Raw genomic sequence first — 22039 nt, 5'->3', positions numbered from 1 at the left:
AGTTGATTGAGGGTCAAAGAAGTATGATTTTGTTAAAAAAATAGTGTATTCTTAACACCGTGTTTCCGGCGTATGGGCATAAATTCGTTAAAAAAGCGAACTAATGATCTTTTCTACGGAAATGCCTTCAGCATCGGCTTTGTAGTTTTTTAAAACCCGATGTCTTAAAATCCCGAATGCTACTGCTTGAATATCTTCAATATCGGGAGAGTATTTCCCATTGATTGCTGCATGGGCTTTTGCTGCCAATATGAGGTTTTGTGAAGCACGTGGCCCCGCTCCCCAATCTACGTAATGATTTACCATTTCGGTGGCGAGTTCACTCCCCGGCCTTGTTTTTCCCACCAATTTCACGGTGTATTCCACCACATTATCCGCTACCGGTACGCGCCGTACCAAATGTTGGATATCTATAATTTCGTTTGCTGTGAACAAGGGATTTACTCCCTGTACTTCGTCTGCTGTTGTTGCTTTTACCACCTCTACTTCTTCTTCAAAAGAAGGATAATCAAGTTCGATAGCAAACATAAAACGGTCTAATTGCGCCTCCGGTAAAGGATAGGTTCCTTCCTGTTCGATCGGGTTTTGTGTAGCCAAAACAAAATAAGGCAGATCCAGTTTATAGTGATTCCCCGCAACCGTCACAGCACGTTCCTGCATAGCTTCAAGCAAAGCCGATTGCGTCTTGGGAGGTGTTCTGTTGATCTCATCTGCCAAAATAATATTGGCAAAGACCGGTCCTTTCAGGAATTTAAATTCCCGGTTATTATCCAGTATCTCACTCCCGAGGATATCACTGGGCATCAAATCGGGTGTAAATTGAATTCTTTTAAATTTGAGTCCTAAAGCTGTAGCGATGGTGTTTACCATCAAGGTTTTTGCCAAACCGGGGACTCCTATCAAAAGGGCATGACCTCCTGAGTAGATCGACAATAGGATCTCGTCGATCACCTGCTCCTGTCCAATGATTACTTTTGCAATTTCTTGTTTTAGGGCAGTGTGTTTTTTAACCAGATTTTCTACAGCGGTAACGTCGGACATTCAAACTTATTTTTTTAGCCAGTTATTCGCAAAGTCACAATCCCTGCTATCCGGAGCTACATTGATGTAGGTTTCCTTTATCTTCTCGTCCATCCATTTAGCAATTTCGTCGATCTGTTTTTCCCTTAGGGCCAACTCCTTAATCTTAACGTAATCTTGCGAATAATCTGCCTTATGCGATTTATAACGGTTTATTATTTTCAACAATTTAAACTGAACTCCGGTACGCGTCTCCTCCTCCAAGGGTTGAGATATCTCATCCCCTTGCAAATTGCTTATCTGACTGTAAAGTGTGGGATCCATCTTGGTCAACTCGAATTTGGTATCGAATGTCTCCGGATTACGCAACACCCCTCCGTCAAAACGGGTTTCTTTTTGATCTGAAAAATTCCTCGCCGCTTCGGCAAAGGTAAATTCACCAGCCATCACTTTGGCACGGATGCTATCCAATTCTTGTTTGGTTTCTTCAATAGCCTCATTAGAAATTTCCGGACGCAATAAAATATGTCTCACATCGCGTTCCTGTCCTCTTATCCTTTCTACGTAAATGATATGATACCCAAACTCCGATTTAAAAGGCTCTGATATTTCTCCTTCTTTTGTACTGAAAGCAACATCTTTGAATTCCTGAACAAATCCACTATTCTTGGAGAGCTTAATAATCCCATTGTTTTGAGATTTTCCAGGATCATCAGAATATAAGGTCTGCTTGATAGCAAAACTCGAACCATTCTCCTCGACATCGCGTTTGTATTCTTTCAGTTTATTGATCGTTTTTTCAATTTCTGCCTCACTCGGTTCCGGGATTTTTACGATTTGAGCGATCTCTACCTCATCACCAAATACCGGCAATTCATCTTCTGAAAGTTTGTTATACCATTGTCTTACCTCTTCCGGAGTGATTTCGATCTCCTCCACAATTTTCGCTTGCATTCTTTGCGATAATTGCTGTGCTTTAACGATATCGAATAACTCCTCCCTAAAACTTTGCTCATCTTCCTTGCGGTAAAACGTCAACACTTTCTCCATAGAGCCAATTTCACTCACTAAGAAATTCAACTGTCGATCGACAGTTGCGTTTACCTCCGCATCTGAAATCAGGATACTGTCCTGAACAGCTTGGTGGGCATAGAGCTTATCTTCCATTAATCTTCCCAATACCTGACAACGGGTAATATTTTTTATGGAAACCCCTTGTGTTTGCATATCGATAAAACTCTTATCGATATCTGATTCCAGAATCACATAATCCCCTACTACCGCAGAAACCCCATCCACTTTTTCACGCATGGTCTGGGTCGTGACAGTATCCACAGCCTTAACAGCAGTATCAACTATGGATTCATTATTATCAACATCAACCACCAGTTCGTTTATGGTGGTGGTTGTCAATGTATCGACTGTTTCTTCTTCTTGTGCCATAAGCGGACTTACAACACCCATCAACAAACATCCCGCTATATACAATATTTTCTTCATCTCAATATTTTTACTGCTTTTTCTTCTCATCAAATATTTCAAACTCTTTATTACGAGTGGCTTCATCCAAAAGGTCTTTCTCAAGGTTTCTGATAAATTCAAGTTTTCTCTTGTTCAAGATAATCTTTCTCACCGTAGGCTTTACGTATTCCAAAGGAGCCGTTTCACTACGGCCAAGCACTTCATTAACAATCACCAAATATACTTCTAAAGAATCGGAAAGCTCAAAAAAATATGATTTTTTTAGGTATCGATGACTGTTATCAGTATTAAGTCCCGGAATTTGCTTAATAACATTCGATGATTTTACCCAAGTGGAATCTTCGAAAGAATAAGACTTAAACTTAAGTGTAGAATTATACAAATAAGCTTTGTCTTGTTCATTATATCTTCTGAAGGCATTCCGTACGGCATTTAGTTCGGTATAATCTTTGGCAACATTGATGTACCTCAATCTTAGCAAATCTTCATTCAACTTAAAATTAACCTTATTTTCTTCGTAATACGCCTCGAGAACCTCATCAGACACAGCAGTGTCCATCGACTGAGACACCAGGGCTTCCTTGTAGGCATTGGAATAGAGGTCTGCCTTATATTGTCTGACCAGCGCTTCAAACTCAGACTGCTTTATTTCCGGCAAATTCATTTGTGCCCTTTCCAGCAGTATTTGCTGTTGTGCCCAATTTCTAATATAATGGTTTACTATTATTATACTATCGTCCTTGGATGTTTTTTCATCCAGCAATTTTCCCACTTCAGCTTCCAATAAATAAGTCTCTCCTACTCTTGCTACTGCGTTTTCTTCCTCTCCGGAATTCAACCCACAGGAAACAAACAAGAACAAAACAAAAACTATGATAATATTATTCCGCATTCTCAGTTAATTCTTAAAGCCTGGGCTTTAATTCGGACAAAAATAACAATTAGGCCATATAAGTCAAGCTTTTTAACAGCGCTATAAGATACTTAACAGCACATTATGACTTATTATTTTATTTAAATTTTAATTTAACACTTGCTAACGTAAAGAATATCATTTTTTTAAGATATATACTCAAATATCCTAGCCCCATTACGTTAGCTTAAATTGATATGGGGTTTATAAGAAAAAAGCACAGCCATTCCTTTTATTTTATTTGGAATGGCTGTCTAAAAATTTATTCAAAAGTTTAAAAAACTTGCTTATCTACTGTAATTTGGCGCTTCCTTGGTAATGGTGACATCATGTGGGTGGCTTTCGTGAATTCCACTGGAAGTGATTTTAACAAAACGGCCGTTTTCTTTTAATTTCTGAATGCTGTCTGCACCACAATACCCCATTCCGGCTCTTAGTCCGCCAATAAACTGATGCATACTTTCATAAAGCTCACCTTTGTATGGTACGCGTCCTACAATTCCTTCGGGTACCAATTTCTTGATATCGTCCTCCACATCTTGGAAATAACGATCTTTACTTCCTTTTCTCATGGCTTCCACAGAACCCATTCCGCGGTAGGATTTAAATTTTCTTCCGTCGTAAATAATGGTTTCTCCGGGCGATTCTTTGGTTCCTGCCAATAGCGACCCCAGCATCACACAATCGGCTCCCGCTGCAATTGCTTTTGGAATATCACCAGTGTATCGGATTCCGCCATCAGCAATCACCGGAACTCCAGAACCTTTCAAGGCTGCAGCCACTTCCAATACTGCTGAAAATTGTGGAAACCCAACTCCGGCAACGATACGTGTAGTACAAATAGATCCCGGTCCGATTCCAACTTTTACAGCATCAGCCCCGTTTTCAACCAAATATTTTGCTGCCTCTGGCGTAGCGATATTTCCAACTACAACCTCAAGGTTCGGAAATGCTTTTTTTACTTCTTTCAATATGGTAACAACACCCCGGGTATGTCCGTGAGCCGTATCAATCACAACTGCATCTACTCCCGAGTTTACCAAAGCCGTAGCACGGTCTACCGCATCGCCGGTAACTCCAATGGCTGCGGCAACCCTTAATCGTCCAAATTTATCTTTATTGGCTATAGGTTTTTGGGTAAGTTTAGTGATATCACGGAAGGTAATAAGCCCGATAAGTTTGTTATCCTTATCTACCACAGGAAGTTTTTCAATTTTATGTTGCTGAAGGATTTCTTCAGCATCCTTTAGCGATGTCCCTTCGGCAGCAGTGACAAGATTTTCGCTTGTCATCACTTCCACAATAGGACGATCATTATCTTTTTCAAAACGAAGGTCACGATTGGTCACGATTCCTTTTAAAAAACCATTACCATCTACAATAGGAATTCCACCAATGCTGTGCTCGCGCATATTATCCTTTGCATCTTCTACTTTAGCTGATAATGGAAGCGTCACCGGATCGATAATCATTCCGCTTTCGGCACGCTTTACCTTTCTCACTTTAAGCGCCTGCTCTTCCGCAGTCATGTTTTTGTGTAAAACACCAATACCTCCTTCTCTCGCTATTGCGATAGCCATTCGGCTTTCGGTAACCGTATCCATTGCCGCAGAGACAATTGGTACGTTGATCGTAATATTTCTTGTGAATTTCGTTTGAATGTTGACTTCGCGTGGTAAAACTTCAGAATAATTTGGTACGAGAAGAACGTCGTCATAAGTTAAACCTTCGCCAACAAACTTTGCATTGTGAGCTTCCATATTGCAACTTCTAATTTAGTTGCACGCAAATATACTGCTTTTTTTGTTTAGAATGAGCTTATTTCTCATTTTATGAATATCTTAACCCTCCCCTCAAAATATCTCCAAAAACCGCGATAAAAATCATGAAAACTTGAAAATCAATAATAATTGCTAAAAATCTTAATCGATTCATTATAAGCACTTTCAAAGTCCATTGCTTTTACACCGCTGTTAACCTTCGCGGAAGTGGCATAGGAGAGTAATTTTTCAGTCGGCATATTCCCCGTAAGTTCGTCTGTTGCCATTGGGCAACCCCCAAACCCCTGAATGGCTCCGTCGAATCTCCTACAACCGGCTTTATAAGCTGCATCTACCTTTTCAAACCACGTAGTGGGAGTGGTATGCAAATGTGCCCCAAACTCTATCTTCGGATATTTGGGAATCAAATTGGAAAACAAATAGTCAATGGTTTCCGGTGTTGATGTCCCCACGGTATCGGAAAGCGACAATATTTCAATTCCCATCGCTGATAATTTCTCTGTCCATTCGCCCACAATATCTACATTCCACGGATCTCCATAAGGATTTCCAAACCCCATGGACAAATAGGCAACCACTTTTTTATTGACCTTAAAGGCATTATCCAGGATTTCTGAAAGCACCACTGTACTTTCGGCTATGGTTTTATGGGTATTCCGCATCTGAAAATTCTCTGAAATGGAAAAAGGATAGCCCAAATAATCGATTTCCGGGTGTTTACAAGCGTCCACCGCTCCGCGAACATTGGCAACGATTGCCAAAAGCTTGCTTTCTGTTTGCGAGAGATCAAGATTTGCCAAGACTTCTGCTGTATCTACCATCTGCGGAATGGCTTTAGGCGATACAAAACTTCCAAAATCTATGGTGTCGAAACCACATCGTAACAAAGCCTGGATGTATTGTACCTTCTTTTCAGTTGGAATAAAGGTTTTTATCCCTTGCATAGCATCCCGTGGGCATTCTATGACTTTCAAGGACTCCATCAAGAAGCTATTTCTTTGATTTTTTGAATATCCATATCAGAAAAATCATTAACAATATAATCAGCTGCCGAAAGGTCTTGGTTCCCGGAATTCGGATTTTGATAACCGATGCAAGTCATTCCAGCCGCCTTTGCTGCTTTTACACCATTATGACTGTCTTCAATAACCAAAAACCGGGAAGGGTCTACATTATACTTTTCTGATACCTTAAAAAAAATATCCGGAAAGGGTTTACTGCGTCCTACCTCTTCTCCACTTACTAAATAATCGAAACTCGACCTTACTGCCAATTCATCTACAAAACGGTTGATGAGCTTTACCGGTGATGATGAGGCCAGAGAGATATTAAAGTTCAAAGTTTCCAAACGTTTTAGAAAGTCCAACACTCCATTTACCGGAGGCACTTTTATATTTTCGGTCTCCGCAAAGAACATTTCCTTGTGAAAAGACACGAGTTCGTTAGCATCGATACTTATCCCAAAGTCATTCCTTATTTTCCCCCACATGGGCACAGCCGCCATACCGACAAGTGTATGGTGGTAGTCTACGGAAAACTCCAAATTCAGTTCGTCAAAAACCTTGTTTAATATTTGTTGATGTACGGGCTCACTGTCCACAAGAACCCCATCCATATCAAAAATAAAATGATCCTTAATCAAAATTAGTTCGTTTAAATCAAAGGTAAACAACCTAAACAGCTTTCACAAGCATTAATTTCAAACTTCAAAAAGGAGAATTGGTTAACTGGGTAATTGAGCAAATCGGGGGACTGGTTGTCGGGAATAAAACGAGATGTCATCCTGAGTCTGTCGAAGCATTTTTGTTATGAAGTTATGCCATTTTTCAATAAATAGTAAACAGTGGGCAAATATTCAATCCTCAAACCCAAAATTCAATCATCCGAAGAACAAAAGAGCGGCTATCCCTACAAAAACAATAATCTGTAACCATTTAAGAATACGGCCTGTATTTTTATGTGCTTTTAAATAACCGGATATTTTTCCTGCGAGCAAGGCAACTGAAGAAAAGATTACAAAAGAAACCACGATAAAAATTCCGCCCAGCACATAAAACTGAACTACGGTATTCATGGTTTCGCTAAACAAAAACCCCGGAAAAAAGGCAAGAAAAAAGATGGACACCTTTGGGTTTAGGACATTCATAAAAAAGCCCTGTACAAAAAGTGCCTTATATGTTTTTTGAGGAAGGTTTCCATTCTCTAAACGGATGTCATCGCTGCTCCCATATGCTTTGTATGCCAAAAAGAGCAAATATAGTGCTCCGACTGTTTTTAAGACTGTAAACAAAATCGGAATCTGCTTTATCAAGACAGACACCCCAAAAGCCACCAAAGTGGCATGGATCAAACACCCGGTCATCAATCCGGCGACAGTAGCCAAGCCGTTTTTTACTCCATGTACCATGCTTTGCATAAGCACATAAATATTATCCGGTCCGGGAGAAGCCGCCAAAACTGCTGTTGAAATGATAAAAGCGTATAGGATTTCCCAATTCAAAACCAGACTTTTAGAATTGCTTTGTTTATTTTTTTCACAAGGGAAGGCCCTTCGTAAATAAATCCGGTGTAGACCTGTACCAAAGAGGCCCCGGCATTTAGTTTATCGACTGCGTCTTGTGCACTGTGGATACCCCCGACTCCAATAATTGAGAAAGCACCTTCGCTTTTGTCTGACAGAAATTTAATCACTTTCGTAGATCGCCGTGTTAATGGTTTTCCACTTAAACCTCCGGTTTCTTCCTTGTTTTCAGAAGTCAATCCCTCCCTACCAATAGTGGTGTTGGTGGCAATCACTCCAGCTATTTTGGTTTCTTTTACAATATCGATAATATCCAAAAGTTGTTCGTCAGTCAGATCGGGTGCAATCTTTAAAAGTATAGGTTTAGCAACAGGTTTTTCAGCATTCAGGGCCTGCAATTCTTTCAGAAGGGCAGTCAAAGGTTCCTTATCTTGTAAAGCTCTAAGGTTGGGTGTGTTGGGTGAACTTACATTCACCACAAAATAATCCACATACGGATAAAGCGCTTCAAAACAAACCGTATAATCGTCAGCGGCATTTTCATTGGGTGTCACTTTGTTTTTACCAATGTTTCCCCCGATCAATACACCTTTATTCTTTTTCAAACGTTTTACAGCTTTTTCCACGCCCCCATTATTAAAGCCCATTCGGTTGATGATAGCTTTATCAGCTTTCAGCCTAAACAATCTTTTTTTGGGGTTCCCGGGTTGTCCTTTGGGCGTCAATGTCCCTATTTCAATAAAACCAAAACCAAAATTATGCAGTTGATTGTACAATTTTGCATCCTTATCAAAGCCGGCTGCTAAGCCTACAGGGTTCCTGAATTTCAAGCCAAAGACTTCACGCTCCAGTCGCTTATCATCAACCACATAACGGGAACGGATCAAAGCCGGAACGCCAGGTATTATATTGAATATCTTAAGTGCAGAAAAAGTAAAATGATGCACTTTTTCAGGGTCGAAAAGGAAAAGTATGGGGCGTATAATGAATTTGTACATGAATTGATCTTGTTTGGGCAAAAATAGTAAAATAGTGCGGAGTATTAAGATGCTGGTTGGTGTTTTGTGGATAGTGGGTATTAAACAAATTCCACATCGAAGTCTAGGGACAAGTACTAAATCCTAAAATCAGCATTTATGGACTTTCAACTTTGAAACTTATTAATAAATGCTATTTTTGAGAAAAACTAGTTTTACGCTATGCAAAACATTGTAGATCGTTTTATAGGCTATGTAAAGATCGACACACAGTCTGACCCCAACAGCAAAACCACCCCAAGTACAGAAAAACAATGGGACTTAGCCAATAAATTGGTGGAAGAACTCAAAGCTATCGGGATGCAGGACGTCAATATAGACGAAAATGCCTATATCATGGCCACTTTGCCTTCCAATATGGAACGAAAAGTACCTACCATTGGTTTTATTTCACATTTTGACACTTCTCCCGACTACAGTGGGACTCATGTTAATCCGCAGATTATTGAAAGTTACGACGGAAAGGATATTGTCCTGAACGTCGAAAAAGATATTGTGATGTCACCAGACCAATTTACTGATCTCAAACAATACAAAGGTCAAGCACTTATCACTACCGATGGCACCACCCTACTCGGTGCCGATGATAAAGCCGGCATAGCCGAGATCGTAACCGCTATGGAATACCTCATCAACAATCCGCATATCCACCACGGCGATGTACGCGTAGCCTTTACCCCGGATGAAGAAATAGGTCGTGGTGCCCACAAATTTGATGTCAAAAAATTTAATGCCGCCTGGGCCTATACCATGGATGGCTCCCAAATAGGGGAATTGGAATATGAGAATTTTAATGCGGCAGGTGTAACGCTCACCGTAAAAGGAAGAAGCGTTCACCCCGGCTATGCCAAGGGAAAAATGATCAATGCCGTGATGATCGCATCAGAGTTTTTATCGATGATCCCTAAAAAAGAAATGCCACAATACACTTTCCACAGGGAAGGCTTCTTTCATTTCCACGACATCAAGGGTAATGTAGAACTGGCCGTAGTCAAAGGAATCATCAGGGATCATGACCGGGGTAATTTTGATGCCCGAAAGGAACTGATCGAACGCATCACCTCTGACTTGATAGATCGCTTTGGCAATATCATCGAACTGGAGATCAAAGACCAATACTACAACATGAAAGAAAAGATCGAGCCGCTCATGCATATCGTGGATATTGCTGAGGAAGCTATGCTCGAATTGGATATAGAACCGATCATAAAACCCATTCGCGGGGGAACAGACGGGGCACAGCTTTCATACATGGGACTACCCTGCCCCAATATTTTTGCCGGGGGACATAATTTCCACGGAAAATATGAGTATATTCCTATTGAAAGCATGAAAAGAGCAACCGATGTGATCGTTAAGATTATCGAACTCACCGCAAGACATTATAAAGATGAAGAGCAAGACAGTTAATCATTATATTGAACAACACCCGGAATGGGATACTATCCTGAAGCAACTTCGAAGTATTTTGAAGGAAACCGAACTGGAAGAAACCATCAAGTGGGGGGCTCCAGCCTACACCATCAACAATAAAAACGTAGTGGGCATGGGCGCTTTTAAATCCTATGCCGGACTTTGGTTTTTTAACGGTGCTTTACTGAAAGACGAAGCCAGGGTCTTGATCAACGCTCAGGAAGGGAAAACAGTAGCTATGCGACAATGGCGGTTTAATACTGAAAGTGAAATAGACGCAAAACTTATTAAAGCCTATTTGCTTGAAGCCATCCAAAACCAAAAGGAAGGGCGAGAGGTGATTATTCCGAAAAAGAAAAAGACAGTTTCCGCAGAACTGCTAACGAAAATGCTACCTAAAGACAAGGAACTAAAAAAAGCTTTTTTACTGTTTACGGAAGCCAAACAAAGGGAATTTCATGAATATATCCTAGAGGCCAAACGGGATGCCACTAAGCAAAAGCGTTTGGAAAAAATCATTCCTTTGATCAAAAAAGGAGAAGGGCTGTATGATAAGTATAAAAAAAGATAGACCTGTCAGGTCTTACCTAAGCTTCAACAAAAAAAGCACCGCAAAAACGGTGCTTTTTTATTTTTATGCTATGAACGCCTATTTCTTTTTCTCTACAGGGGCGTTCAGTTTTTTTGAAAGTTCTAATGAAAGCGCAGAACGCTCAAACTTCATTTTCCCTGCCATTGTTTCGATCACACAAGTATTGTCGTTGTTGTTGAGATCTATTATTTTACCGTGTAACCCGCTTTTGGTTACCACACGGTCACCTCTTTTTAATTCTTGTGCAAATTTTTTCTCCTGTTTTTGCTTTTTGATTTGCGGACGTATCATAAAGAAATACATCACCGCTAAAATCAATATAAAAGGTGCAAATTGATTAAGTGATTCCATTAAAATTATTTATTTACGCTTTAGGTTGCCCTGCAGCAGCATCTTTTGGCTCTACAAAGGCTTTAATTCTTATTTGTTCGGTTCTTTTTTCTGTGTTGGCAGTAATAGTAACAGTTTTTGTCACCTGGTTTCTACCGCTTCCATTGTATTTCACTACAATTTCACCTGTTTCACCCGGCGCAATTGCCTCATCCTTGTGATATTCAGGTACTGTACAACCACAACTACTTTTAGCATTGGTTATAATCAATGGCGCTTCTCCGGTATTTTTAAACTTAAAGGTTTTTTCAACCGGGGTTCCCTGAATAATGTTTCCAAAATCGTACTCTGTTTCTTCAAACGTCATTACCGGCAATCTTTTAGCTGCTTCATCACGTTGCTCGGCTTTTGCTACATTTTCCGATTTAACTTTATTCGCAGCGTTTTCTTTACATGAAGTAAAACTAACTGTCGCTGCTATAGTTAGTATCAAAAAAACTTTTTTCATCTTTAAAAGGTTTTTACTGTTTTAAAAAAACAAGTGGTTAATATTCAAATTTGAGGTTTTCCTTATTTTTAATCAAGGTCAAAAGTAGCAATATTTTTTTACATCAACCCTCTGCCCGACTTATTTAACGAATTGTTTGCTTGATATTCCTTGACCAACTTATCCAAAATACCATTGATGAAAATACTGCTTTTTGGCGTGCTGTATTCTTTTGCAATCTCCAAATATTCATTAATGGTCACTTTCACAGGAATGGATGGGAATTTCAAAAATTCGCAAATAGCCATTTTAAGCAAGATCGCATCCAATTCTGCAATACGGTCGGTGTCCCAGTTTGGAGTTTTTCCTTCTATGGCTTGTAATATCTTCTCGTCGTTCAATACGGTTTTTTTGAACAATTCACTGGCAAATACCTTGTCGTCTTCATCCTTAAACAAAGAAGGATGGAAATAATCTTCCGGCGAATCAGGTTTCAGCTTTTTCATCATTTTTACCAAAAGTGTATTCACCAACGGAAGATCGTCGATCCACGTCAATTTTTTATCTTCAATATATTCATAAAGCTTATCGTTTGGTGCAATAACCTTCTGATACAATCGGATCAAAAACTTTTTATCTTCTTTGAAATCGGAATTCCCATCAGCTATGTATTCCTTGTACAATTCACTTTCAACAATAGCCCTGTATATAATTTTAACATATTCTTCATCCAATTCCCAACTCAACTTTCGGTTGGCCAGTTTTTCAGCCAATATGTTATCATTGGTCAGTTTTTGTAAAACAGGATGGTCTACGAATTTTCTAACGGGATTTTTCTCTTCCTTGGTGGCAAGGTATTTTTTTTGGGAAAGCCTTTGTTGTTGTTCAGCCACTTTTTGAACCTCCACCAGCAAGCTCAATAAGTTTAAGTACAGATTATACATATTCTCCATACTTGCCGATAAAAATTTTTCTTCTTTATCCAGATCAGTGTTTTTTGATTGAACAAATGCATATATGGATTGCATTACCTTAACCCTGATGTGTCTTCTTGTTAACATGCCTAAAGAACTTACTTGCCTATATTAAAAAAATGAGGGCGAAAGGTATTCTCCCCTTTCGCCCTGCAAAAATAAAATTATTTTGTAAACCTGCTTATTTTTTCAATGCTAATTTTCGGTTATCAATTCTATTTTGTGCAATGCTCAAAGCCGCTTCGTGTGTCGTACAGTTATGCGTATCGGCATGATTGAAGATATCTAAGGTTGTATTGAAGATATTTTCAGTCTTTTTGATAATCTCCTTTTTACCATAGCCTTCCAACTCGGCATACACATTGATGATCCCTCCGGCATTGATCAAAAAGTCGGGTGCATAAGCAATTCCCCTTTCTTTCAAGATAGCGCCATGCACTTTTTCATCGGCAAGCTGATTGTTGGCCGCACCAGCGATTACCTTGGCATTAATCTCGTGTATGGTAGCATCGTTGATGGTAGCACCTAAAGCACAGGGAGCATATACATCTAATGCCTGATTGAAGACTTCATTGCCATCAACAACAGTTGCTTTATATTTTTTGCTCAATTCCTCCAATTTGGCTTCGTTAATATCTGAAATATACAACTGAGCCCCCTCGTTATACAAATGATCAACCAAAGTTTCTCCCACATGGCCAACACCCTGTACCAAGACTTTCTTTCCTTCAAGGGTATCATCACCAAATTGATATTTCACAGCGGCTTTCATGCCCATAAAAACACCATAGGCAGTGATTGGCGATGGGTTTCCTGCACCTCCTTTTTCTTCTGATATCCCGGTTACATACGGAGTTACCCCACGAACGGTATCCATATCTGCTGTTTCCATACCCACATCTTCGGCGGTGATATATTTTCCGCCTAATGAATCCACAAACTCACCAAAACGTCTCATCAATTCGGGTGTTTTTTGGGTTTTTGCATCCCCGATGATCACGGCTTTCCCCCCACCGAGGTTTAAACCTGTGATAGCCGATTTGTAGGTCATTCCGCGGGAAAGACGCAATACATCATTTAAAGCCTCCCATTCGTTGGCATAATTCCACATCCTTGTTCCACCCAAAGCAGGACCTAAAACTGTATTGTGGATTCCTATTATTGCTTTTAATCCTGTATCTTTGTCCTGACAGAAAACTATTTGCTCATGATCGTTGAAGGAAAGTTGACCGAAAACCGGATCAACTTTTTTAAGTTCTGTTGGAGCTGTAATTTCTGATACCATATATTTGTTTTTTACGTTTATTATTTTAATATCCTTAAAATATATGTGCAAAAATACGAATATTTCAATTTGAAAGCTAAATTTAACCCTAAAATTGAAGATTTATCAATAAAATTGATTCTAGAGAAAAACAATGAAGGAGCTTAGATATATTAACAAATTCTTTAAGAAATATAAATGGAAATTGGTTGTTGGGGTGTTTATCACCATTCTTGCCACCGTTTTCAAGCTTGTTCTACCGGAATATATCCAGCAATCTGTAGACGCCGTAGAAGCTTTTATTCTTGAAGAGGCATCAAGTCTTGACGAGGTAAAAGCCAAACTCTTAAACTATATTTTGATCATCATAGGTTCTGCCACACTCTCGGCTTTGTTCACTTTTTTGATGCGGCAAACCATCATCAACATTTCGAGATACATCGAATTCGACCTTAAAAACGAAGTGTACGAACAATACGAAAGGCTTTCCCTTGGTTTCTACAAAAAAAACAGAACAGGCGACCTTATGAACAGGATCAGTGAAGATGTTGGACAGGCTCGTATGTATGCCGGACCGGCTATTCTTTACAGTATACAAACCATCACGCTGTTTTTGTGCGTTATCCCCCTTATGTTTTATACAGCACCAAAACTCGCTGCTTACACCTTGATTCCGTTACCGATCTTATCTGTACTGATTTACAAGATCAGTAAGGTGATGCATAAAAAAAGTACGAAGGTACAACAATACCTTTCCAAATTATCCACCTTTACACAAGAGTCTTTTTCAGGCATATCGGTCATCAAAGCCTACAGTATTGAACCCCGAATAGGAACACAAGTAGATGCACTAGCTTTAGAGGGGAAAAACACCAACATGGCCCTGGCCAAAGTAAACGCCTGGTTCTTCCCACTAATGATTTTACTTATCGGTATAAGCAATATTTTTGTGATCTACATAGGAGGTATTCAATATATAAGTGGTGAAATAGCAACCACAGGAGTTATCCTGAAGTTCATTATCTATGTAAACATGCTTACATGGCCGGTTGCTACGGTTGGCTGGGTTACTTCTATTGTTCAACGTGCGGAAGCTTCCCAAAAAAGAATCAACGAATTCCTAAGCATTAAACCCAATATTGCAAGTCCGACTAACGATCCTGCCGATATAAAAGGGAAAATTGAATTCAGAAATGTGACTTTTACCTATGACGATACGAATATTACGGCGCTAAACAATGTCTCGTTCACCATTGATCAAGGAGAAACACTGGGTGTCATTGGAAAAACCGGTTCGGGAAAATCGACTGTGTTGGATCTGATAGGCAGACTCTATGACGTATCTTCAGGGAGTGTCTTGATAGACGACCACCCTATCGACAAAATCAACCTCGAGGACCTGAGGAATGCAATCGGTGCTGTACCTCAGGATGCATTCCTGTTTTCAGACTCCATAAAAAGCAACATCAAATTTGGCAATAAATACGCTACACAAGAAGAAATAGAGCAAGCGGCTGAACAGGCTGCAGTACATCAAAACATTATCGAATTCTCTAAAAAATATGACACCGTTCTTGGGGAAAGGGGCATCACACTAAGTGGTGGACAAAAACAACGGGTGTCTATCGCAAGAGCACTCATCAAAAAACCAAAGATCTATTTGTTTGACGATTGCCTTTCGGCTGTGGATACAGAAACAGAAGAAGAAATCCTTAGTAATTTACAGAAAGTTTCCGAAAAAAGCACGACGATTATTGTTAGTCATCGAATTTCTTCAGTTAAAAATGCCGATAAAATCATTGTTCTAGAAGAAGGGAAAATCATACAGCAAGGCACTCATAATCAACTCATAAACCAAAAAGGACACTATCAAGAGTTATACCTAAATCAATTATCCGAGAAAGAAAACTAGAAAATTTGTTGTTTCATTTCATTTTTTTTCACACTTTTGGTTCTGTTAACTATTAAAAAAAGTATTTAGAGGAATTATGAGCGATAAAGGTTTTGCAGAGAAAGATGAGATATTCTCTAAAGTGTTGAGAGCCGGAAGAAGAACCTATTTCTTTGATGTAAGGGCAACAAAAGCAGGTGATTATTACCTAACTATTACTGAAAGTAAAAAGTTTACACACGATGACGGGTCTTACCACTACAAAAAACACAAAATTTATCTATATAAAGAAGATTTTAATGCTTTTAAGGACAACTTAACAGAAATGATCGACTTTATAATTGATGAAAAGGGAGAAGAAGTAATTTCAGAACGTCATCAAAAAGACTTTAAGAAAGAAAATTTCTCTCAAAATGGTGAAGATTCTAATGAAGAAGTCACTACAGAAAAGTTTACGGATATCGATTTTGACGATATTTAATCATTGATTATAAAAATACTACTGTCAGGTTGAGCGCAGTCGAAAGTTATTTAATTCTCGACTGCGCTCGAACTGACAAATATGGCTTCTATTCCTTAATAGACAGTCACCTATTCTTTTTAACTTATCCTCAATCCGTTTTCCACTTTAAAATCAGGGCTTAACAAAACCACGTCGTTACCCTCTCCCACTGCACCTATCACCAAACATTCGCTCATAAAATTGGCAATCTGCTTTTTGGGGAAATTGACCACAGCTATCACCTGCCTGTTTAAAAGGTCTTCCTTTTTATAGCGTTTTGTAATCTGTGCCGAGGTTTTCTTAACACCTATCTCTTTCCCGAAATCGACAACCAACTTAAAAGCCGGTTTACGTGCTTCCGGAAAATCACGGACTTCGATAACCGTCCCCACACGCATCTCTACTTGCTGAAAGTCATTCCAATTGATTTCTGCCATAGCATTTTCCTTTCCGATTAGGAAAACAAATATGCTATTTAACTTTCAATCTATCAATCATTTCTTTTGAAATATTTCCACTGTATGCGCCATAAGCATCGAGCAACAGTCCTTTTTCTCCGTTGGTTGTTTCTATCACATACAACACAGAGCTGTCGTCCGGATTTGTTTTCCCTTCAAACCTGTAATAACGTATCATATTCAGATCAACCGGTTCGTGCAAAGTTTTCCTGGTCTTGTTCTCCACTCCGGCATCACAAAGATTGAAGTCCTCGGTATATCCTTCCTTCCTCAGCGCATTTATCGCCAGTGAAAGACTCTCGTACGATCTTTCCATTTTTCACATTATTTAATTGAAAAATAATAAGTTACGAACTTTAAAAGTAGATCACAAGGTTTCAATTTATTTTTTATGACAATATTCCGGGAAAATTATTTAAGGAAAAGTACATTAGACATTAGGCGGAAAACCCAAAAAACATTTACATGCTAGCGTATGCACATAACAAATCACACTTAGTGGGTAAAAAGTAAGTCCGATCTTTTTGAATGCGATTTCTTATTTGTAATTTTCAAGAAAATGATATACCATGGCAAGAACAGAAAGTAATATGTTGGCACTTGGCACCAAGGCGCCTAACTTTAATCTCCCTGATACAGTTTCAGGGAAAAAGTTGAAATTAAGTGATGTTTATGGAGAAAAGGCTACGGTTGTCATGTTTATTTGCAACCACTGCCCGTTTGTAAAACATCTGAATAAGGAAATTGCTAAGCTTGCGAAGGATTATGCTGGTAAAGATGTAGGCTTTGTAGCCATTTCCAGTAATGATGCTGAGAACTATCCTGAGGATGCTCCCGATAAGATGAAGATCAATGCTGAAGAAAACAGCTTTACCTTCCCTTATTTATACGACGAAACCCAAGAAGTGGCCAAAGCATATGATGCAGCTTGTACTCCCGACTTTTATGTATTCGACAGAAACTTAGAACTGGTTTACAGAGGCCAATTTGACGATTCACGTCCCGGGAACAGTACCCCAATCACCGGAAGGGACATCAGGACGGCGATTGATGCTGCCAGTATGGGTAAAAACATCTATAAAACCCAAAAACCAAGTATTGGGTGTAATATAAAATGGAAGGAAAGTTAGATTGTACCAAACACTTTATGTACTTACAACATCTTAATTAACAATCTTTTATCATTCAAGGTAAGGTTTTGATTTATTAATCTACTAACTTTGTAGAGTAATAATTAAAACCAGAACCAAGATGGCAACACTACGATTAGGAGACAAAGCGCCGAACTTCACGGCACAAACATCAGAAGGGGAAATCGATTTTTATGATTTCCTAGGAGACGGATGGGGAATTTTATTCTCACACCCGGCAGATTACACCCCTGTTTGTACAACAGAATTGGGCACTGTAGCCAAGTATAAAGATGAATTTTTAAAACGAAACGCCAAAGTCATGGCGCTTAGCGTTGATGGTATTGAATCACACAAGGGATGGATCAACGATATTAATGAAACACAAAACACCAGTGTAAATTTCCCCATCATTGCTGATGAAGATCGCAAGATCGCAAATCTGTATGATATGATTCACCCTAATGCCGACGACACGCTTACCGTGCGCTCGGTATATGTGATTGCGCCCGATAAGACCATTAAACTGATGATTACTTATCCGGCATCAACCGGACGTAATTTTGATGAATTGATCCGTGTATTGGATTCACTTCAGTTGACTGCCTATCACAAAGTAGCTACTCCGGCAAACTGGAAACACGGAGACGAGGTGGTTATTAGTCCGGCTGTCTCTAACGAAGACGCTAAGAACATTTTCACCAAAGGCTTTAAGGAAGTGAAACCTTATTTACGGTTAACACCACAGCCTAATTTGAATTAAAATTTATTACCATGTCACACTGAGCTTGTTGAAGTGTTGCTTTAAAATTGCTTCGACAGGCTCGGCATGACAATAATTGTTACCTTTCTTCCCTACCTACACCCACTTTTCACGTTTGGCTAAAGCTTTGATATGTGCATAATGATGCCTGCAATGCCAATCGTATAAAGAAATGAGTTTATCTAATGAAATTTCAGCACCACTTTTCGGATGTACAAAGCTTCGCTTCAACTGCTCATCGGTTAAATTTTTAAGCATTTCCGTCCAGCGTTTATGGAGCGATTCAATCAAGTTTAAGGATAAATCGATGTCTGCATTTTTTCCATCTTCAAGAAGCGCCCATCGATCTTCAAAATAAGCCTTGATAAGTGGTTTGTCTTCGGTAAGTGCCCATTTAAAACGTATGTAGCTGTTTATATGGCTATCTGCCAAATGGTGAATCACCTGTCTTACGGTCCATCCACCCGTACGGTATGGGGTATCCAATTGCTCATCATCAAAATCCTCCACCAGATTCTCCAGCAAGTCCGGAAAGTCATCAATGGTTTTAATCCACTTCTTAATATCTTTCGCTGAAATATTCTTCGGAGCTTCATACTTCCCAATAGGATATCGCAATAGTTCAAGTTCTTTTTCGGTCATACTCAAAGCGGCTTTTTTTTACAGAGGAAAGATAAAAAAATCCTGTTACACCATAGCATAACAGGATTAATAATACATTTAAAAAATCGTTAACCTACCTTAACAAGTTCCACATCAAAAATCAGTGTTGCATTTGGAGGAATAACCCCACCGGCTCCTCTGGAACCGTAAGCCAAATGGGACGGAATCACAAAACGGGCCTTATCACCCACTTGCGACATGGAAATTCCTTCGTCCCAACCGGAAATAACCTGACCGATTCCCAAGGTGAAATCAATCGGCTGGTTTCTGCTGTAAGAGGAATCAAAAACTTGTCCGTTTTCCAATTGCCCCTTGTAATGTACAGATACATTTTTTCCTTTTTCTGCTTTAGGACCATCACCTTTTTGAATCACTTTGTAAAGCAAGCCGCTTTCGGTTTTTTCAAACCCGGCTGCTGATTCGAACTCGTTTTCCATATCAAAAATATTTTTTAACGGTTAACAAAAAAACGCCCCACAAGGGTGGAGCGTCCATAATACTTTATGAATAACAAAAATTAAAGAGCATTTACCCTTTTTGTCAATCCAGCTTTCAAGTTCCCTGCCTTGTTAGCGTGAATAATGTTTCTCTTTGCTAATTTGTCGATCATTCCAACAACTGAAGGCAACAAAGTTTCTGCTTGTTTTTTATCTTCTGTATTACGCAGCTTCTTGATCGCATTACGAACAGTTTTGTGCTGGTATTTGTTTCTCAAACGAACTGCTTCGTTTCTTCTGATTCTTTTTAATGCTGACTTATGATTTGCCATCTTTCCTAATTTTTACAAATTGCAGGACAACCTTATCCTACTCTTCATGTTATTTTTTAAATAGTAGTCCGTAGGGGAATCGAACCCCTGTTACCAGGATGAAAACCTGGCGTCCTAACCCCTAGACGAACGGACCAATTTCCCGACAATTACCGGGATTTTCGAAAAGCGGGTTAATCCGCCTTATTTTAATGAACTAAACTTCTTTAGTAGTCCGTAGGGGAATCGAACCCCTGTTACCAGGATGAAAACCTGGCGTCCTAACCCCTAGACGAACGGACCATTTTTTTTCTCAATTGCGGATGCAAAAATACAACTATTTTTAAATCATGCAATACGTTGAATACTTTTTTTTAATTTTTTAAAATCGAACTCATTTAAACTTTTTTAATTGAAGCGAGAATTAGCTATTTTGAGTCTGATTGAAGGCTTTTTTTGAGTTACATAGCAACGCTATGGAAAAATAAAAAGCGGGCTCAAAAGAACAATTTTTTAGCCAATTAAGGAAATATCAATAAGCTTTTGCAAAGAGTACCCTGCCTTCTGAAGGCTTTCCTGAATAGATACAAACCCCTTTTTCTTCTTCAGCTTCCAAAGGAATACAACGTATCGTGGCTTTAGTCAATTCCTTGATTTTTTCTTCTGTTTCTGCTGTCCCATCCCAGTGAGCCGACAAGAATCCGCCTTTGGACTCCAACAACTCTTTAAACGCTTCAAAAGTATCCACCTTAGTGATATGAGCCTCTCTGTAATCCAAGGCCTTTTGATAAACGTTGTTTTGGATCTCTTCCAAAAGTGTTTCGATCTTCTCTACAACATCATCTGTCGGAACCACTTCTTTAGACAAAGTATCTCTTCTGGCTACTTCAAAAGTATTGTTCTCCATATCCCGCATTCCAATCGCAAGGCGTACAGGCACTCCTTTCAATTCATATTCATTGAACTTCCAACCCGGTTTATAGGTATCACGATTGTCAAACTTAACACTTATCCCTTTTGTCCGTAATGTTTTCAACAGAGGCCCTACACGCTCACTAATGGCGTCCAATTGCTCTTGTCCTTTATAAATAGGAACGATCACCACCTGAATTGGCGCCAGCTTAGGCGGTAATACCAAGCCATTATCATCGCTATGTGTCATGATCAGCGCTCCCATCAAACGAGTAGAAACACCCCAGGAAGTCGCCCAAACATAATCTTGTTTTCCTTCTTTATTGGCAAATTTCACATCAAACGCCTTGGCAAAATTCTGCCCTAAAAAGTGTGAAGTCCCAGCCTGTAACGCTTTTCCATCTTGCATTAAAGCTTCGATGCAATAGGTTTCCAAGGCTCCGGCAAAACGCTCGCTATCGGTTTTGGTTCCTTTTACTACGGGTACTGCCATAAAATTTTCAGCAAAATCGGCATACACATTCATCATTTGCTCAGCTTCAGCAACAGCCTCTTCTTTGGTTTCGTGAGCAGTATGTCCCTCCTGCCATAAAAATTCGGCAGTACGTAAAAACAATCGGGTTCGCATTTCCCAACGCACAACATTGGCCCATTGGTTGACCAAAATAGGAAGATCCCGATAAGACTGCACCCATTTTTTATAAGTATCCCAAATAATAGTTTCTGAAGTAGGTCTTACGATAAGTTCCTCTTCAAGTTTGGCATCCGGATCGACCACTATCCCACTACCATCTTCAGCATTTTTCAATCTGTAGTGGGTCACCACGGCACATTCTTTGGCAAAACCCTCAACGTGATCGGCTTCCCTACTCAAATATGATTTTGGTATAAACAATGGAAAATATGCATTTTGATGACCGGTCTCTTTAAACATTCTGTCCAATTCAGCCTGCATTTTTTCCCAAATTGCATACCCATACGGTTTGATAACCATACAACCTCTAACAGCTGAATTTTCAGCAAGATCGGCCCTAACAACCAGCTCGTTATACCATTTTGAATAATCTTCGCTTCGCTTCGTTAATTTTTTGCTCATTCCGTGTAGTTTGGCACAAATCTTGTACCTTAGTTAAATGTAAAAAATAGTTTGACAAAACT

The 22039-nt window shown here is 39.4% G+C and carries 23 protein-coding genes, 2 tRNA genes and 1 pseudogene; 6 read left to right on the top strand and 20 right to left on the bottom strand.

Features of this window, described 5'->3' with window-relative positions:
- Positions 1–87: 87 nt before the first annotated feature.
- The 8 genes from OOZ15_RS06630 to OOZ15_RS06595 form a co-directional block, all read right to left on the bottom strand.
- Positions 88–1041: an AAA family ATPase gene (locus tag OOZ15_RS06630; RefSeq protein WP_265955182.1), complete on the bottom strand. Its 954-nt coding sequence runs from the start codon at positions 1039–1041 to the stop codon at positions 88–90.
- 6 nt (positions 1042–1047) lie between these two features.
- Positions 1048–2520, bottom strand: coding sequence for a peptidylprolyl isomerase (locus OOZ15_RS06625; RefSeq protein ID WP_265955180.1), 1473 nt, complete (start codon positions 2518–2520; stop codon positions 1048–1050).
- Positions 2521–2530: 10 nt separating this feature from the next.
- Positions 2531–3394, bottom strand: a complete 864-nt coding sequence (locus tag OOZ15_RS06620) for a peptidyl-prolyl cis-trans isomerase (RefSeq protein WP_265955179.1) — start codon at positions 3392–3394, stop codon at positions 2531–2533.
- Positions 3395–3702: 308 nt separating this feature from the next.
- The gene (gene guaB / locus OOZ15_RS06615) at positions 3703–5175 is read right to left on the bottom strand and encodes an IMP dehydrogenase (protein ID WP_265955178.1); all 1473 of its coding nucleotides are present in this window, start codon (positions 5173–5175) and stop codon (positions 3703–3705) included.
- A gap of 140 nt (positions 5176–5315) precedes the next feature.
- Complete coding sequence (locus tag OOZ15_RS06610) at positions 5316–6179, bottom strand: hydroxymethylglutaryl-CoA lyase (RefSeq protein ID WP_265955177.1); 864 nt, start codon at positions 6177–6179, stop codon at positions 5316–5318.
- On the bottom strand, positions 6179–6838 hold the full coding sequence (locus OOZ15_RS06605) for an HAD family hydrolase (protein ID WP_265955175.1): 660 nt from the start codon (positions 6836–6838) through the stop codon (positions 6179–6181). The genes OOZ15_RS06610 and OOZ15_RS06605 overlap by 1 nt, the downstream gene beginning before the upstream one ends.
- Positions 6839–7075: 237 nt before the next feature.
- Positions 7076–7696: a LysE family translocator gene (locus OOZ15_RS06600; protein WP_265955173.1), complete on the bottom strand. Its 621-nt coding sequence runs from the start codon at positions 7694–7696 to the stop codon at positions 7076–7078.
- Positions 7693–8715, bottom strand: coding sequence for a quinone-dependent dihydroorotate dehydrogenase (locus OOZ15_RS06595; protein ID WP_265955171.1), 1023 nt, complete (start codon positions 8713–8715; stop codon positions 7693–7695). Before OOZ15_RS06595 ends, OOZ15_RS06600 begins: the two co-directional genes overlap by 4 nt.
- Before the next feature lie 201 nt (positions 8716–8916).
- Between OOZ15_RS06595 and pepT the strand changes: the two genes are divergently transcribed.
- Positions 8917–10164, top strand: coding sequence for a peptidase T (gene pepT, locus OOZ15_RS06590; RefSeq protein WP_265955169.1), 1248 nt, complete (start codon positions 8917–8919; stop codon positions 10162–10164).
- The gene (locus tag OOZ15_RS06585) at positions 10145–10738 is read left to right on the top strand and encodes a YdeI/OmpD-associated family protein (RefSeq protein WP_265955167.1); all 594 of its coding nucleotides are present in this window, start codon (positions 10145–10147) and stop codon (positions 10736–10738) included. The genes pepT and OOZ15_RS06585 overlap by 20 nt, the downstream gene beginning before the upstream one ends.
- A 78-nt stretch (positions 10739–10816) precedes the next feature.
- Here OOZ15_RS06585 and yajC read toward each other — a convergent pair whose 3' ends face one another.
- The 4 genes from yajC to OOZ15_RS06565 all read right to left on the bottom strand — a co-directional run bounded on the left by yajC (position 10817) and on the right by OOZ15_RS06565 (position 13835).
- A complete protein-coding gene (yajC, locus tag OOZ15_RS06580) occupies positions 10817–11110 on the bottom strand; it encodes a preprotein translocase subunit YajC (RefSeq protein WP_265955166.1) in 294 nt (97 codons plus the stop codon).
- A gap of 13 nt (positions 11111–11123) precedes the next feature.
- The gene (locus OOZ15_RS06575) at positions 11124–11597 is read right to left on the bottom strand and encodes a DUF1573 domain-containing protein (protein WP_265955164.1); all 474 of its coding nucleotides are present in this window, start codon (positions 11595–11597) and stop codon (positions 11124–11126) included.
- A gap of 98 nt (positions 11598–11695) precedes the next feature.
- Positions 11696–12637 carry a transcription antitermination factor NusB gene (gene nusB / locus OOZ15_RS06570; RefSeq protein ID WP_265955162.1) on the bottom strand — a complete coding sequence of 314 codons (942 nt, stop codon included), beginning with the start codon at positions 12635–12637 and terminating at the stop codon, positions 11696–11698.
- Positions 12638–12731: 94 nt separating this feature from the next.
- The gene (locus OOZ15_RS06565) at positions 12732–13835 is read right to left on the bottom strand and encodes a Glu/Leu/Phe/Val family dehydrogenase (RefSeq protein WP_265955160.1); all 1104 of its coding nucleotides are present in this window, start codon (positions 13833–13835) and stop codon (positions 12732–12734) included.
- Between the two features lie 133 nt (positions 13836–13968).
- On the opposite strand from OOZ15_RS06565, the gene OOZ15_RS06560 reads away from it, so the two are divergent.
- Together OOZ15_RS06560 and OOZ15_RS06555 are read left to right on the top strand one after the other, a co-directional pair.
- On the top strand, positions 13969–15726 hold the full coding sequence (locus OOZ15_RS06560) for an ABC transporter ATP-binding protein (RefSeq protein WP_265955158.1): 1758 nt from the start codon (positions 13969–13971) through the stop codon (positions 15724–15726).
- A gap of 76 nt (positions 15727–15802) precedes the next feature.
- Complete coding sequence (locus OOZ15_RS06555) at positions 15803–16186, top strand: PUR family DNA/RNA-binding protein (RefSeq protein WP_265955156.1); 384 nt, start codon at positions 15803–15805, stop codon at positions 16184–16186.
- A gap of 119 nt (positions 16187–16305) precedes the next feature.
- On the opposite strand, the gene OOZ15_RS06550 is transcribed toward OOZ15_RS06555, so the two are convergent.
- The gene (locus tag OOZ15_RS06550; protein ID WP_265955155.1) at positions 16306–16644 is read right to left on the bottom strand and encodes a tRNA-binding protein; all 339 of its coding nucleotides are present in this window, start codon (positions 16642–16644) and stop codon (positions 16306–16308) included.
- A 34-nt stretch (positions 16645–16678) separates the two neighbouring features.
- Positions 16679–16981, bottom strand: coding sequence for a phosphoribosylpyrophosphate synthetase (locus OOZ15_RS06545; RefSeq protein WP_265955153.1), 303 nt, complete (start codon positions 16979–16981; stop codon positions 16679–16681).
- 253 nt (positions 16982–17234) lie between these two features.
- On the opposite strand from OOZ15_RS06545, the gene OOZ15_RS06540 reads away from it, so the two are divergent.
- Positions 17235–17795, top strand: coding sequence for a thioredoxin family protein (locus OOZ15_RS06540; protein WP_265955151.1), 561 nt, complete (start codon positions 17235–17237; stop codon positions 17793–17795).
- 121 nt (positions 17796–17916) lie between these two features.
- Complete coding sequence (locus OOZ15_RS06535; RefSeq protein WP_265955149.1) at positions 17917–18558, top strand: peroxiredoxin; 642 nt, start codon at positions 17917–17919, stop codon at positions 18556–18558.
- A gap of 96 nt (positions 18559–18654) precedes the next feature.
- Here OOZ15_RS06535 and OOZ15_RS06530 read toward each other — a convergent pair whose 3' ends face one another.
- From OOZ15_RS06530 to proS, 6 genes and pseudogenes are all read right to left on the bottom strand, one after another.
- On the bottom strand, positions 18655–19200 hold the full coding sequence (locus OOZ15_RS06530) for a YfiT family bacillithiol transferase (protein ID WP_265955148.1): 546 nt from the start codon (positions 19198–19200) through the stop codon (positions 18655–18657).
- An 89-nt stretch (positions 19201–19289) separates the two neighbouring features.
- Positions 19290–19637 (bottom strand): annotated as a pseudogene (locus OOZ15_RS06525) (FKBP-type peptidyl-prolyl cis-trans isomerase); the annotation flags it as partial.
- Positions 19638–19738: 101 nt separating this feature from the next.
- Positions 19739–19990, bottom strand: a complete 252-nt coding sequence (rpsT, locus tag OOZ15_RS06520; protein WP_265955147.1) for a 30S ribosomal protein S20 — start codon at positions 19988–19990, stop codon at positions 19739–19741.
- 64 nt (positions 19991–20054) lie between these two features.
- A tRNA-Glu gene (locus tag OOZ15_RS06515) sits at positions 20055–20126 on the bottom strand.
- 74 nt (positions 20127–20200) lie between these two features.
- Positions 20201–20272: transfer RNA gene (locus OOZ15_RS06510), tRNA-Glu, on the bottom strand.
- A 229-nt stretch (positions 20273–20501) separates the two neighbouring features.
- Positions 20502–21977 carry a proline--tRNA ligase gene (gene proS, locus OOZ15_RS06505; RefSeq protein WP_265955146.1) on the bottom strand — a complete coding sequence of 492 codons (1476 nt, stop codon included), beginning with the start codon at positions 21975–21977 and terminating at the stop codon, positions 20502–20504.
- Between the last annotated feature and the right edge of the window lie 62 nt (positions 21978–22039).

It is taken from the genome of Galbibacter kalidii, from assembly GCF_026241135.1.
Classification (GTDB): Bacteria; Bacteroidota; Bacteroidia; order Flavobacteriales; family Flavobacteriaceae; genus Galbibacter.
This window is presented reverse-complemented; position numbering and strand designations above follow the sequence as displayed.

Excerpts from the sequence above, each read along its gene's own strand:
- yajC (WP_265955166.1), bottom strand. The coding sequence starts at position 11,110 with ATGGAATCACTTAATCAATTTGCACCTTTTATATTGATTTTAGCGGTG.
- OOZ15_RS06550 (WP_265955155.1), bottom strand. The coding sequence starts at position 16,644 with ATGGCAGAAATCAATTGGAATGACTTTCAGCAAGTAGAGATGCGTGTG.
- OOZ15_RS06575 (WP_265955164.1), bottom strand. The coding sequence starts at position 11,597 with ATGAAAAAAGTTTTTTTGATACTAACTATAGCAGCGACAGTTAGTTTT.
- OOZ15_RS06535 (WP_265955149.1), top strand. The coding sequence starts at position 17,917 with ATGGCAACACTACGATTAGGAGACAAAGCGCCGAACTTCACGGCACAA.
- OOZ15_RS06545 (WP_265955153.1), bottom strand. The coding sequence starts at position 16,981 with ATGGAAAGATCGTACGAGAGTCTTTCACTGGCGATAAATGCGCTGAGG.
- guaB (WP_265955178.1), bottom strand. The coding sequence starts at position 5,175 with ATGGAAGCTCACAATGCAAAGTTTGTTGGCGAAGGTTTAACTTATGAC.
- OOZ15_RS06540 (WP_265955151.1), top strand. The coding sequence starts at position 17,235 with ATGGCAAGAACAGAAAGTAATATGTTGGCACTTGGCACCAAGGCGCCT.
- nusB (WP_265955162.1), bottom strand. The coding sequence starts at position 12,637 with ATGTTAACAAGAAGACACATCAGGGTTAAGGTAATGCAATCCATATAT.
- OOZ15_RS06625 (WP_265955180.1), bottom strand. The coding sequence starts at position 2,520 with ATGAAGAAAATATTGTATATAGCGGGATGTTTGTTGATGGGTGTTGTA.
- OOZ15_RS06610 (WP_265955177.1), bottom strand. The coding sequence starts at position 6,179 with ATGGAGTCCTTGAAAGTCATAGAATGCCCACGGGATGCTATGCAAGGG.
- OOZ15_RS06560 (WP_265955158.1), top strand. The coding sequence starts at position 13,969 with ATGAAGGAGCTTAGATATATTAACAAATTCTTTAAGAAATATAAATGG.
- OOZ15_RS06595 (WP_265955171.1), bottom strand. The coding sequence starts at position 8,715 with ATGTACAAATTCATTATACGCCCCATACTTTTCCTTTTCGACCCTGAA.
- OOZ15_RS06565 (WP_265955160.1), bottom strand. The coding sequence starts at position 13,835 with ATGGTATCAGAAATTACAGCTCCAACAGAACTTAAAAAAGTTGATCCG.
- proS (WP_265955146.1), bottom strand. The coding sequence starts at position 21,977 with ATGAGCAAAAAATTAACGAAGCGAAGCGAAGATTATTCAAAATGGTAT.
- OOZ15_RS06630 (WP_265955182.1), bottom strand. The coding sequence starts at position 1,041 with ATGTCCGACGTTACCGCTGTAGAAAATCTGGTTAAAAAACACACTGCC.
- OOZ15_RS06555 (WP_265955156.1), top strand. The coding sequence starts at position 15,803 with ATGAGCGATAAAGGTTTTGCAGAGAAAGATGAGATATTCTCTAAAGTG.
- pepT (WP_265955169.1), top strand. The coding sequence starts at position 8,917 with ATGCAAAACATTGTAGATCGTTTTATAGGCTATGTAAAGATCGACACA.
- rpsT (WP_265955147.1), bottom strand. The coding sequence starts at position 19,990 with ATGGCAAATCATAAGTCAGCATTAAAAAGAATCAGAAGAAACGAAGCA.
- OOZ15_RS06530 (WP_265955148.1), bottom strand. The coding sequence starts at position 19,200 with ATGACCGAAAAAGAACTTGAACTATTGCGATATCCTATTGGGAAGTAT.
- OOZ15_RS06585 (WP_265955167.1), top strand. The coding sequence starts at position 10,145 with ATGAAGAGCAAGACAGTTAATCATTATATTGAACAACACCCGGAATGG.
- OOZ15_RS06620 (WP_265955179.1), bottom strand. The coding sequence starts at position 3,394 with ATGCGGAATAATATTATCATAGTTTTTGTTTTGTTCTTGTTTGTTTCC.